The sequence below is a fragment of the Aquimarina rhodophyticola genome (assembly GCF_042434915.1).
Lineage (GTDB): Bacteria > Bacteroidota > Bacteroidia > Flavobacteriales > Flavobacteriaceae > Aquimarina.
The window spans coordinates 3,334,613-3,347,881 of sequence record NZ_CP170198.1; the positions used below are offsets into that span (position 1 = coordinate 3,334,613).

Below are 13,269 nucleotides of genomic sequence, written 5' to 3' on the forward strand. Positions count from 1 at the left end.
TGTTAGATAGAGGTAATGAGAATCTTGAAATTTTTTAAATTAAAAAAACCTTGTGATACTAGTTCACAAGGTTTCTTTCGTTTTGTTTAGTAAACTTTAGATTTGTTCTTTTGAATCCAAAATCTCATTTACTACTGTGAAATCATAATTTGCAAAACCAAATACTGTTAAATCAGCACCCGTAGTAGATGCATCAATATTGATAGTTGCATTTACTTCATTTTTCACATCAGATTCGTCAATATTTATACCTCTTACGGTTATAGTAGCAGCAGCATCTGCACCACCTTTAGTATCTGTTAGATCTATAAAGTCACCAGCTTTTGATCCATTATCACTTCCCAAAGCAACAATGGCATTTGTTATGGTAACTTTACTACCTCTTCTTACTTTGATCATATCCGACATTTCAACAGTACTTAACGCGTCATTTACAATAGTGATATTATTAATAGTAGGGTTAGATAAAGGCGTAGCAGCAGTATTATCCTCATTACTATCTCCCTCAATACCTCTAGGATCTTTAGTAACAGCAGTAAAATCTTTTTCTCTGATTAGAATAGCATTATTAACCGTTCCAGTCCATCCAAAAGTCCAATCTAACATATCATCCTTGGCGTTAACTACCATTAGGTTGGTTACGCTAACGGTACCACCAAAAAACTCAACACCATCATCATCACCATTTTCTACCACGATATTATTTACCGTAGTACCAGATCCTACACCAAAGAAAGAAATTCCATTAAATTCTTGTTCTCCGTCTATTCTTGCACCAGTATATTTAGCGATTACATAAGACAAAGTACCAGAGTTATCATCAACTACTGTTCCTCCATATTTTAAGCCTGCAACCTCTGTTTGTGCATCTACACCTACGTTTGATGGTGCTTTACCTGCAAGAACAATACCACCCCAGTCTCCAGATCTTGGATTAGATGCAGAAGAAGTGAATGTAATTGGTGCACTTGCCGTTCCATTAGCTTCAATTTTAGCACCGCGCTCTATAGCTACAAAAACATCAGAACCACCTGCGGTTGCTTTTATTGTTGTACCAGCTTCGATTTCTAAAGTTGCACCTTCTTTTACTCTTAAAGGTCCAGTTAGTGTGTACTCTGTACCAGCTACCAATTTGATATCACCAGTAACATCTCCTTTTAGATCTGAAGGTTTAAAATCATCATCGTCTATCGAAGTGATTATTCCATCTCCGCTAGTTTCTTCCTCTGGATTTCCCCCTCCATTCGGATTTAATGCAACATCATCATCACTTGAGCATCCTGTAAAAACTAATGCTGTTAATGTTAAAGCTGTCAAAACTACTTTTTTCATCGTTTCTTTAAATTTTGTTGATTTAATTATATGGCTCAAATAAAGTGAATAAATCGGCAGAAGACTTTACTACAACTTTAACGCTTCGTTAATTACACTTTATGTATGTTATGCTTGTGTTAATCAAAAAGAGCTCTTTCAAATTCTTTTGAAAGAGCTCTTTTTGCAAGTACAGAAAATTTTAGAATTGATACGATAATCCAACAGAAAAATTCATACCTTTTTTAAAGTCTGTCACAGTAACTTCTTCACCGGTGATTGTTTCTTTAGTAAGTTTATAGGTTGGATTTAAAAGGTTCTTAGCACCGAATTTAAGTGAGGTTTTTTCACCAATTTCAGTCTTAAAAATAAAGTCAAGAGTAGGAATTGCTTTTTCTACGATATTCTGATTTGTTTGAATACCTAAGCTAAAAATTCTATCACTAAAATAGTTAAAAACTAATGATGATGTAGTATTTAATTTTTTTCCTTTAGTGTTTAAAGTAATATCAGTATTTAGTAACAAAGGTGAGGCTCCTTCTAAGCCATCAGAAGCATTTGTAAAACTTAATGTTTCTTCTAGATCTTGCTCTGTTTCCAAAAATGATGCGTTAAGTCCAAAAGAAAAATCATTTTCACCATTACCACCCTCAAACGTGTAGATTTTCTTTCTAGCTTCAATTTCAATACCATAAATTTCTGCTTTTTCTCCAGTATTATCATAGGTTAGGTTCCCTACTGTATCTTCATATCTATTTATGGGGTTTTTAATGTGTTTATAAAATCCCGTAATAGTTAAAAGTTCACCAGAGTTAAAATAACGCTCCCATTTGATGTCAAGATTATAATTATCTGCAGGAACCATATCAGGATTACCAATATCATTAAAATCAACACCCTCGTATTTAAATGGTGCTAATTCTTTAAATTGAGGTAAAGTATAGGTTTTGCTAGCGGCAAGACGTACTATATTTTTGTCGTCTACAGAGTATTTCAAGTTGAGGCTCGGCAACAAATAATTTTCATTAATCTTACCTAAATCTCTATTGCTAGGATCGTCACTAGAGCTAATATTAGTGTCCCAAACAATGGATTGATCAACTTGTTCTGCACGTAGACCAATATTAGCAACAAAAGATGGCGAAATGTTATAAAAAATGTCAATGTATCCAGAATGAATTTCTTTATTTCCATTATAGGTATATGGAGCAAAGTCTAAAAGAATATTTCTACGACCTCGGTTAGTTCTAAACTCGAATTCACCATTTCGTATAGCTCCTTGTGTTAAAATATTATCGATATTATCAGGATCTATATCTGTTCTTTGATTAACAGTTACTGGAACAAATCCAAAAGTTATATTTTCAAAATCCCTATCCGTATTCCGGTAGTTGTAACCTATCTTGATTTCACCAAAATTGCGTTGAGCATCTTCGAAGTTACCGAATCTATAATTTACACTTAATTTTCCGGCATATTCATCCTCTTTCAAATCACCATAAAATCGCTGTGTATTTGCTTGGCCGTTTGGATCGAAAAGATAAATTTCTGTATTTGGATCAAATGTGTAGGAATCAATTCTTCTATCTGGCTCATCACCTCTAACAATATTATAAGATGCTCCAAAATCAAGGTAAAAGCGGTCATTTAAATTAATGGTAGATAGCAATTGATTTACATATAATTTATTAGAGTTTTGTTGTTGACGTCGTATGTATATGAGCTCATTATCACCTTGTTCATCACCAGAAATACCAAACTGTTCAGAAACTATTTGAGAATTGTTGTGAATGGTCATTCCGTTATATTGTACGGTATTATTTAATTCCCCAAATTTATATCCAACATTAGCCATTAAAATTTGCTTCACATTGTAGTTGTAAGACTCATTTCTCACATCTTTTGAAAATTTTGTTTTTGTGGTAGTTATTCTAAAGATATCACCATCTCGATATGAATAATCATTATCGAAAGAGGCTAAGAAATAAGTGCTAAGTTTGTTGTCTTTAATCTTAAAGTTATTACCGTATGACAAGCTGATACTACTATTTGTTTGTAGATCTTGTGATCGTGGTTTAAAAGAAGTGTCAAAATTATATATTTGAAAATTCTCGGTAGGAATAGTATTGTCAATTTTAGTTCCTAATCGTGTCGCACCATCAACTGTTAAAAAATCTTTTTTATTGAAAGTAATGGTATTGATACCGGTTGATACATCAATTTTAAACTCTTCTTTTCCTGTATGCTCTTTTGATGCTATATCAATTGTAGCCCCTGCTACGTCCCCATACATGGAGGATCCAAAGGTTTTGCTTACTCCTACGTTTTTGATCACATCTGAACTAAAAAAGTCCAATGAAATATTTTTGTATAAAGGATCTTCTGACGGCAAAGGTAATCCATTCATGGTTGTAGCATTAAGCCGATCTCCAAGACCTCTTACAAATACATTCTTTACACCTTCGGATTTAGTAATTCCAGCAATTTTGGTAACCGCCCCTTCGGCGTCACTTACACCTTTACGTGCCAATTCTTGAGCACCTATTTTTTGTTCAATTTTTACAGCATTTTTTTGTTCAAGAATCAAAGCTTCTTCACGTTCTTTATTAGTCTCCACTTTAATAACCACCTCATCCAGTGCCGCAGCGGTAGCACCTAGTGAAGCATCGATTTTTGTTACCTGATCTTTACTAACATCAATATTGTCAAGAGTTATAGTTTCATAACCTGTAAAACTTATCTCAAGTGTGTAAGTCCCTACAGGTATATTTTCTAATGTATATAAACCATCAAAATCTGAAGCCGTACCAATAGACGTTCCTTTTACTATAATATTTGCAAATGGTAAAGGTTGATCCCCAGCTTCTTTATCTAAGATTGTACCTGAGATAGCGCCTTTATCTTGTGCGTACATACTGCTGGTAAAAATGACTAGTAGTATAATAAATAAATTCCTCATTGTTTTGTCTCTCTATTTTTGCTGCAAAGAAACCATAAGGCAGATGAAATAATATTAAGCGTATATTATCAGTCTGTAATTATAAAGTTAGCGAATTTTTATATTTTTAATACTAAAGAAAGTTTATGTGCAGATGTTAAGTTGACTTAAATATTTAAAAAACAGTTACTTATATCTAGTTTGGTTCTAAGAGAAAATGTTATATCGTGTGTTAAGAAATTGTAATTAATTTTGACGTACGACGCTAATTTTATTTTAATATTATCTAATTGTTTCGGTAAAACTATTTTGAAAAATAAAAAAGCTGCCAAAGAATGACAGCTTTATAGTATATAATATTTTGAAAATTGTTAGTCTCTGCTAACAATATTTTTCTCATTACCCCAAGCGATAACTGAAGCAATTTGATTGTCTGAATAATCTACTTCAGATAATCCATTCAAATTCCAGAAGAACCATTTACCAGATTTTACACCTTCATTATAGTTTCCTATGGCTGTTTTCTCGCCTTGGCGATTATAAGACACCCACTTACCATGTAATTTTCCTTCCTTATAAAAGCCTTCTTGACTAATTTCACCATTTTCATAAAAGAACGTACCTTTAATTAGATCTCCTTGTTTGTCAAACTTTGGTTTGATATCTTGAGCATACGTGGAAGTGGTAAAAAGTAAAACTACAATTGCGATTATATAATTTTTCATAGGATATATTTTATTTGAGACTTTTATTTTAACGAATGTTTTATAAAGATAATAAATTATTTACATTCAGACAACACATACATAACATTAAGTTAACATTAAATATTTAAATTATTATTTATCAGTTGATTAAAAATTAATAATTTTGGTTATTTTTATTTAACACCTTATTATATTTTTGTTTTTTCTATACTAATTATGTCAAAAAACAAGAATTTAAAAGAAGTAGCATTTGTATTTTTTAAATTGGGATGTGTGGCATTTGGTGGGCCTGCTGCTCATATTGCAATGATGGAAGATGAAATTGTAACCAAGCGCAGGTGGATGTCACGTCAGTATTTTTTGGATCTCATAGGGGTAACTAATTTGATTCCTGGTCCAAACTCTACAGAAATGACTATGCATTGTGGTCACGAGCGTGCTGGAAAACTTGGATTAATTATAGCAGGTTTTTGCTTTATTTTACCTGCAACCATGGTAACCTTATTATTTGCATATTTTTATATTCACTATGGTATGTTGCCAGCAGTAGCTCCTTTTTTAATCGGAATCAAACCAGCAGTTTTAGCAATAATAGCTTCTGCTATCTTTAAATTAGGTCAAAAAGCAATTAAAAATTATCAACTTTTGTTGCTAGGTGTTTTGGTGGTAATTGCCAGTTTTCTCGGGATAAACGAAATTATTGTTCTATTAGGTTCGGGCATATTGGGAGCAATAGTTTTTAATAGCATTGAGAAAAAGCAAAAGATATTTTCTATTTCTCCAATACTATTGCTGTCATTTGGACTGTCAAAACTGTCTCATCTTAAGCTATTCTTAATTTTTTTAAAGGTAGGGGCCGTGTTGTATGGAAGCGGTTATGTATTATTCGCTTACTTAGACTCCGAATTGGTTGATAAAGGTTGGCTAACGCGTGTAGAATTAATTGATGCTATTGCTGTAGGGCAGTTCACACCAGGTCCAGTATTGTCTACCGCTACTTTTATTGGATATCAATTAGGAGGTTTTTGCGGAGCGCTATTAGCAACCCTAGGTATTTTTTTACCATCTTTTATTTTTGTACTTATTTTAAATCCTTTAATCCCAAAATTACAAAAATCTATTGTTTTTCGTCACTTTCTCAATTCAGTTAATGTAGCAGCAGTAGGGGTCATGTTGGTCGTTCTATATCGTATGGCTGTTAGTACTGTAGTTGACTGGAGAATGTTTGTCATATTTACAGCTGGGCTAGTAGTTGTTTTTTTCTATAAAAAAATTAGTGTTATATGGATTGTCCTTGGTGGTGCATTCATTGGTTATATATTACAGAACTTCTAAATTCTTTTTTAACACTAGCTTAAAGTTGACATAACATAGAACTCTATTAATTAAAATATTTTTGGGGTATCATATGATGCAATTGGTTTCATTAAATCCCATTAGTTTTTGTCGACTTCGATTTTTGAAACAAAGGCTGACTAGGCCAGTCAGCCTTTCTATTCACTTATAGAGGGTTAACTAGTTTAAATAATTATTTGAAAACGTTTAGTTAACATTAAGATAACATTGTTATTGGTTCTTTGCGGCGACAAAAACTAATAATAATGACAATAAAATCCAAAATTTCATTGACAGCGGTGCTTTTACTGATTGTCACTGAGAGTTATGCACAAGAAGTAACGAGCACCAAATTTGGAAAAGGAATTTTTAATGTCATAGCCCAAGATAGCTCTTGGAGTATGAAATTTGGTGCGCGGATGCAATTTTTATCTACCACACAGTGGGGTATTGAAGACGGTAGCTTTGAGAAAGCCCAATCTAATTTCTTAGTACGAAGAGCACGTCTTAAGTTTGAAGGTTTTGCCTATACACCCAAGTTGCAATACAAAATAGAATTGGGTTTATCAAATAGAGATATTTCTGGTGCTTCAGAATTTACTAGCAACGCTCCGCGTTATATTTTAGATGCCGTTATTAAATGGAATTTTTACAGAAATTTTACATTATGGGCTGGTCAAACCAAACTTCCTGGAAATCGGGAACGGGTAATCTCTTCGGGCAACCTTCAATTTGTCGATCGTTCACGTTTAAATAGTAGATTTAATATCGATCGAGATTTGGGGCTACAATTACGGCATTACTTTACAATCGGAAAGCAATTTGTAGTAAAGGAAGCTTTTGCAGTATCACAAGGTGAAGGTAGAAATATCACTAGCGGTAATCTTGGAGGACATCAATATACAAGTAGATTAGAGATTTTACCTTTCGGAAATTTTTTAGATAAAGGTGACTATATTGGTAGTGCTATAAAAAGAGAAAATACTCCAAAATTAGCGCTTGGATTTACGTATGATTTTAATAAAGATGCCGTAAAAACTAGGAGTAACCTAGGAAACTATATGTTTACTGATACAGGTTTGTATGCTACAGATATTTCGACCATTTTTGCAGATGCTATGTTTAAATATAAAGGCTTTTCTTTTATGGGAGAGTTTGCACGTCGTGATGCAGCCGAGCCAGTTGCCACTCAAGAAGATGGTGAGACCCCAACAGGCGATATAGTTAACGTAGGGAACGCTTTGAGTATGCAAAGCGGATTCATATTTAAAAGTAATTGGGAGCTAGCGGGAAGGTATACATCTATAAATTATGATGCCATCGTTGGTGATCCGCTAGAAGAGCGTTATACAATTGGATTGTCAAAATTTATTGTAGGACATAAACTCAAGGTACAAACAGATTTAACGTATATTACACAAGCAGGAAAGGCTAGTGATTTAGTATATAGATTACAATTCGATATACATTTCTAAGGTCTTGAAGATACATAACAGTTTGGTAACATTAGACCCAAATTTGATTTTAATATTTGCACTTTAAACACAAAAGTAAATGGATAATATTTATATTTTAATGATTGCTGCATTGGCGATTTTAGCAATAGCAGATTTAATAGTAGGAGTTAGCAACGACGCCGTTAACTTTTTAAACTCAGCCATTGGTTCAAAAGCCATATCGTTTAGAACAATTATGATTGTGGCTAGTATAGGTATTGCAGCAGGAGCAATTTTTTCTAGTGGTTTGATGGAGGTGGCAAGAAAAGGGATTTTTGTGCCAGGTGAGTTTTATTTTGATGAGATCATGATCATTTTTATGGCAGTCATGATTACTGATATATTATTACTAGATTTTTTTAACACATTAGGAATGCCTACTTCTACGACAGTTTCTATTGTGTTTGAATTATTGGGAGCTGCTGTTTGTATCGCCTTGATTAAAATTGGTGCAGATGCTGATCTATCGATAGCTGATTTAGGGAACTATATCAATACTAAAAAAGCTATGGAAATCATTTCTGGGATTTTACTATCTGTTGTAGTCGCTTTTTCTGTAGGTGCCATTGTACAATTCTTTACCAGAATGTTACTTTCGTTTAATTTTGAAAAGAAGGCAAAGTGGGTTGGTGCTCTATTTGGAGGTATTGCATTGACTGCAATCTTATATTTCATTTTTATGAAAGGGATCAAAGGGACTAATTATGCTAAAATTGTAGTTGATACAATTTATAGTGGTTCCCCAGAGCAGTTATTAGATTGGGCCAATACCTATTTTAATGCGTCATATGAGTCTGTAAAGGAATTAACGAAGGCTAAAAAGGATTTCTTTAAAGTTTCATTGGAAAAAGGAACTATAGATCTTACCCTACGAGGGTTACTTGAAATATACGTACTCCCTATTGTAGCTATAGGCTTTGTAATATGTTCTATTATATCGTATATATTAACAGCTGTTTTTAAGATCAATGTATATAAGTTGATAATAGCAGTAGGAACTTTTGCATTGGCACTTGCGTTTGCAGGTAATGACCTTGTTAATTTCATTGGAGTTCCAATAGCTGCTTGGCAGTCCTATGAAGCTTGGGTAGCTTCGGGTGTTCCCGCTTCAGAGTTTTCAATGAATGTGCTAAGTTCTAAAGTTGATACACCTACAGTATTATTATTTGTAGCAGGTATGGTGATGGTACTTACACTTTGGTTTTCTAAAAAAGCACGATATGTTGCAGAGACTGAAATTAATTTGTCAAGAGAGGGAGAATCCAAGGAACGCTTTGATTCAAATTTTTTATCTAGAGGAGTTGTGAGAGGTACAATTTTAATTGGACAAGGGTTAAATGCAATTACCCCAATATCTGTAAAACGGTTTTTAGATAAACAATTCACCAAAAAAGTAATAAAACTACCAAAAGATAAGACCTTTGAGATGCCCGCTTTTGATATGGTGCGGGCAGCTGTTAACCTTATGGTTGCAGGAGTTCTTATCTCTATAGCAACATCAATGAAGTTGCCTTTATCTACAACCTATGTGACCTTTATGGTCGCGATGGGTACTTCGTTAGCAGATAGAGCTTGGGGTACAGAGAGTGCAGTGTATAGAGTGGCTGGAGTTTTAAATGTAATTGGAGGTTGGTTTTTTACTGCAATAAGTGCATTTTTGGCAGCAGCTACGATTGCTTTTTTAATTAATCTTGGAGGTCCTGTAATGATAGCCGTATTATTACTTATTGCGGTGTTATTGCTTATTCGTAACACTGTCAATTATCGCAATAGAGTAAAAGCCGAAAAAGCAGAAGATAGTCTTACAAAATCCGAGAGTAGCTCAATACAAGGAGTTATCGAAGAAAGCTCAGACAATATTAAATCTTTTATTAAACGAGCGAATAAAATTTACTCTAATACAATGAGTAGTTTAGCAAAATATGATCTTTCAGATTTAAAGAAGAGTAAAAAAGGTGTTGCCAAATTAGATGCAGAGGTTGAAGGCTTGAGAGATAACATCTTTTACTTTATAAAAAATCTTGATGAGTCGAGCGTAGGAGCTAGCAACTTTTATATCTCTATACTTGGCTATTTGCAGGATATGTCTCAATCTCTAGAGTATATTGCAAAAGCAAGTCATAAACACGTTAATAATAATCATAAGAAGTTAAGGTTTAATCAAATTAAAGATTTAAAGGAGATAGAACAAGAACTTAATGATTTGTTTGGGCAAATAAAAGATGCGTACAGCAATCGCGAATTTGAACGTATCGATGTAATAATAAACGAGAAACAAGTGCTTTTTGAGAAAGTAAACGATAAAATAAATCGTCAAATAGAGCGAACTCGTACCGAAGAGAGTAGTCCAAAAAATACTACTTTATACTTTGGGCTATTGTTAGAGACCAAAGATTTAATTAACGCAACAATGAATCTATTGACAACGTATAGAGATCATTATAAGAACTAATTTATCTAAATGATAACAAAAAAAGCTGAATACTATTAAGGTATTCGGCTTTTTTTATAAATACAATAAAAACTTTAAAATAGCTTGATTAACATGAATAACAGAGGTTAATTTAATGTTATCAAAATTAGGATCTCATGTTAGTTTATTGTTACCAAGTAAGTAAAAATATGGTTACTACTGTTTAAATAGTATCTTTAACCTATAGATTATATAATTAAAAAAAGCATGAGTAATAAAGATATTACGATTTTATTAGTGGATGATGAACCCGACATCTTAGAGATTGTAAGTTACAACTTATCGGCTGAAGGTTTCACAGTCGTAACAGCAGATAATGGAGTTAAAGCTATTAAAATAGCAAAAAAAAGAAAACCTCAATTAATAATTTTGGATGTAATGATGCCAGAAATGGATGGCATCGAAGCCTGTGAGCAAATCCGAAAAATACCAGAGCTTCAAAATACCATAATTACCTTTTTGACAGCAAGGTCCGAAGACTACTCTCAATTAGCAGGATTTGATGCTGGTGCAGATGATTATATCACCAAACCCATTAGACCGAAAGTTTTGGTGAGTAAAGTTAACGCACTGTTGCGTCGTTTTAAGGGTGAAGATTTATCTGATAATGTTGTTAAAATAGGTAACTTAGTTATAAACAGAGACGAATATAAAATTGTAAAAGATAAAAAAGAAATAGTGCTTCCAAGAAAAGAATTTGAATTATTATCTTTACTTGCCTCAAAACCAGGAAAAGTATTTAAAAGAGAAGATATTTTAGATAAAGTTTGGGGTAATGAAGTAATCGTCGGCGGAAGAACAATTGATGTTCATATACGAAAATTACGTGAAAAAATTGGAGACGAAAGTTTCAAAACAATTAAAGGAGTAGGTTATAAATTTGTAGTGTAATGGCACAATTTTTTAAAAAGTCATATAGGTTTGCTCTTATGACTTCTTTATACATAACTCTAGTTTTAACGCTCGTTTTGGGCGTTTTTTTATATGCTCGTTTAGAAATAGATTACTTGATAGTATTGCTTTCGGCTCCGCTTAATTTTTTACTTTGTTTTTTGGTTGTACAATACAGAGCAGAGCGTTTTATCTATAGAAGGGTTAAAGCAATTTATGATGATGTAGAGCTTCTTGACGTAGAGGACATCGAGGGCACACCAGTAACAACCAACATGGATACGTTAAAAAAACAAGTTGAAAAATTTGCTAAATCTCGAAAATCTGAGATTGAAACCTTAACCATTCGCGAGGTATATCGCAAAGAATTTTTGGGCAATGTTTCTCATGAGCTTAAAACACCCTTATTTACAGTGCAAGGCTATATCCTTACTTTGTTAGATGGAGCAATGCATAACCCCGAGGTTTTAGAAAAATATTTAAGTCGTGCAAGCAAAGGAGTAGAAAGATTGATTTATATTATAAAGGATCTCGATATGATCACCAAACTTGAAGCAGGTGATCTACATCTCAATTACGATGATTTTGACATAGTTGAATTGGTTCAAAGTGTATTTGATTTGTTTGAGATGAAAGCTGCCAAAAAAAACATTCTGCTTGCCTTTGATATGAAATATAGTGAACCCATTATGGTTCATGCAGATAAGGAGCGTATTCAACAAGTGCTTTCTAACTTAATTGTTAATTCTATAAAATATGGTAAGGAGGATGGAACTACTGAGGTAAGTATAGAAGATTTGATTAGAAACAAACTAATTATACGAGTAACCGATAATGGAGAGGGTATAGCACAACGACATATACCAAGGTTATTCGAACGTTTTTATAGAGTAGACAAAAGTGGTTCACGTAAAGAAGGAGGCTCTGGCCTTGGTCTAGCGATTGTGAAACATATTATAGAAGCTCATCATGAACGAATTTATGTTGAAAGTGATTATCGAGTCGGAAGTGAATTTTCATTTACTCTGGAAAAAGTAAAAAAGTTCCCTATAATCGATGTCAGTGCTAAAACTACTTAATCCTTTAAACGAGGATACAGCATATAAATATTTTAAAGAAAAATCCTCCTGATTACAACTAGGTACTATTTTATTTCTACGTAAGCGATCTGCTAAATATTCTTGTTCAAATTGCCCAGGAGTTGGAATAAAAAAAGCACGTTTATTTAATTTGGCCAAATCCATAACAGTAGTATAACCAGATCTTGCGATAACCAAACTACTCCGGTTAATAGTATTTTGCAAATCTTTACCGGTCAAGAAATTATGAACGGTAATATTGTTTTTGGTGTAAATTTTGTGAGTATCCTCTATGATTCCTCGTATCAACACTATGCGCTTATCACTTTGTTTAAATTCTTTAAAGAGCTTGTTTTCTAAAAGAGTGCGCTGCGGTTCTGGGCCAGAGAGCAACACCATAATATCATAATCCTTGGGTAAATTTTGGTAATGAAATCGGCTCAAAGGTCCAAGATACGTTACTGGTAAACGCATTTTTTTAGGATGTCCTAAAACACCACTTAGATTAGGAGTATCAGCCATATCAGGTACCCAGCAAGCATCAAATTTCTTAATATATTTAGCATGCAGTTTTGTGCTCAAACCTGTGGTATTACCACTTAAAACGGTTAATTGATGTGTAATAATTACAGAAGGTATATACTTATGTCTTACACCAAGCCTGTTGTCTGAGATAATACCATGGTAATGGTCCATGGCAACAATATCCTCAATAACTTTTCTCTCAGCTTTTATAGCACGTGCAATTTTGGGACTATTTAGTACCATTTTTATTTTAAAGGTACTTGCAGATTTAGAATATTCAATATTATAAGAGGGTAACGTCTTGGTTTCTAAACTAGGAAATTCTTTTTTGAGCAAATCCAATGCAGCACCATCTGACGCAATTACCGGAGTGTATCCTTCATTAATTAAAGCATTGATAATAGGAATACAACGAGTTGCATGACCTAGTCCCCAATTAAGAGGTGCAATAAGAATTTTTCTTTCCAAAAACCTACACTTTAAGTAGTAATTCAATTTATATTTATAAAAGTAA

At 33.2% G+C, this 13,269-nt stretch carries 9 protein-coding genes; 5 read left to right on the forward strand and 4 right to left on the reverse strand.

What is annotated here, in order from left to right; all coding sequences use genetic code 11:
* Positions 1-96: 96 nt before the first annotated feature.
* From ACE939_RS14475 to ACE939_RS14485, 3 genes are all read right to left on the reverse strand, one after another.
* Positions 97-1,332, reverse strand: a complete 1,236-nt coding sequence (locus ACE939_RS14475) for a hypothetical protein (protein ID WP_378186317.1) — start codon at positions 1,330-1,332, stop codon at positions 97-99.
* Between the two features lie 181 nt (positions 1,333-1,513).
* Complete coding sequence (locus ACE939_RS14480; RefSeq protein WP_378186318.1) at positions 1,514-4,270, reverse strand: TonB-dependent receptor domain-containing protein; 2,757 nt, start codon at positions 4,268-4,270, stop codon at positions 1,514-1,516.
* Between the two features lie 350 nt (positions 4,271-4,620).
* Positions 4,621-4,974, reverse strand: a complete 354-nt coding sequence (locus ACE939_RS14485) for a toxin-antitoxin system YwqK family antitoxin (RefSeq protein WP_378186319.1) — start codon at positions 4,972-4,974, stop codon at positions 4,621-4,623.
* A 198-nt stretch (positions 4,975-5,172) separates the two neighbouring features.
* On the opposite strand from ACE939_RS14485, the gene chrA reads away from it, so the two are divergent.
* The 5 genes from chrA (at position 5,173) to ACE939_RS14510 (ending at position 12,230) form a co-directional block, all read left to right on the forward strand.
* Positions 5,173-6,291 (forward strand): chromate efflux transporter, encoded by a 1,119-nt coding sequence (chrA, locus tag ACE939_RS14490; protein ID WP_378186321.1) that lies wholly within the window; start codon positions 5,173-5,175, stop codon positions 6,289-6,291.
* 266 nt (positions 6,292-6,557) lie between these two features.
* Positions 6,558-7,766, forward strand: a complete 1,209-nt coding sequence (locus ACE939_RS14495) for a porin (protein ID WP_378186322.1) — start codon at positions 6,558-6,560, stop codon at positions 7,764-7,766.
* Between the two features lie 79 nt (positions 7,767-7,845).
* The gene (locus ACE939_RS14500) at positions 7,846-10,239 is read left to right on the forward strand and encodes an anion permease (RefSeq protein ID WP_378186323.1); all 2,394 of its coding nucleotides are present in this window, start codon (positions 7,846-7,848) and stop codon (positions 10,237-10,239) included.
* A 228-nt stretch (positions 10,240-10,467) separates the two neighbouring features.
* A complete protein-coding gene (locus ACE939_RS14505) occupies positions 10,468-11,151 on the forward strand; it encodes a response regulator transcription factor (protein ID WP_378186324.1) in 684 nt (227 codons plus the stop codon).
* A complete protein-coding gene (locus ACE939_RS14510; protein ID WP_378186325.1) occupies positions 11,151-12,230 on the forward strand; it encodes a sensor histidine kinase in 1,080 nt (359 codons plus the stop codon). The genes ACE939_RS14505 and ACE939_RS14510 overlap by 1 nt, the downstream gene beginning before the upstream one ends.
* Here the strand turns inward: ACE939_RS14510 and ACE939_RS14515 are convergent.
* Positions 12,168-13,223 carry a glycosyltransferase gene (locus tag ACE939_RS14515; protein ID WP_378186326.1) on the reverse strand — a complete coding sequence of 352 codons (1,056 nt, stop codon included), beginning with the start codon at positions 13,221-13,223 and terminating at the stop codon, positions 12,168-12,170. The two genes, ACE939_RS14510 and ACE939_RS14515, sit on opposite strands and share 63 nt — an antisense overlap.
* Positions 13,224-13,269: the final 46 nt, after the last annotated feature.

Coding starts and splice junctions, on each gene's coding strand:
- ACE939_RS14475 (WP_378186317.1), bottom strand. CDS start 1,332: ATGAAAAAAGTAGTTTTGACAGCTTTAACATTAACAGCATTAGTTTTT.
- ACE939_RS14480 (WP_378186318.1), bottom strand. CDS start 4,270: ATGAGGAATTTATTTATTATACTACTAGTCATTTTTACCAGCAGTATG.
- ACE939_RS14485 (WP_378186319.1), bottom strand. CDS start 4,974: ATGAAAAATTATATAATCGCAATTGTAGTTTTACTTTTTACCACTTCC.
- chrA (WP_378186321.1), top strand. CDS start 5,173: ATGTCAAAAAACAAGAATTTAAAAGAAGTAGCATTTGTATTTTTTAAA.
- ACE939_RS14495 (WP_378186322.1), top strand. CDS start 6,558: ATGACAATAAAATCCAAAATTTCATTGACAGCGGTGCTTTTACTGATT.
- ACE939_RS14500 (WP_378186323.1), top strand. CDS start 7,846: ATGGATAATATTTATATTTTAATGATTGCTGCATTGGCGATTTTAGCA.
- ACE939_RS14505 (WP_378186324.1), top strand. CDS start 10,468: ATGAGTAATAAAGATATTACGATTTTATTAGTGGATGATGAACCCGAC.
- ACE939_RS14510 (WP_378186325.1), top strand. CDS start 11,151: ATGGCACAATTTTTTAAAAAGTCATATAGGTTTGCTCTTATGACTTCT.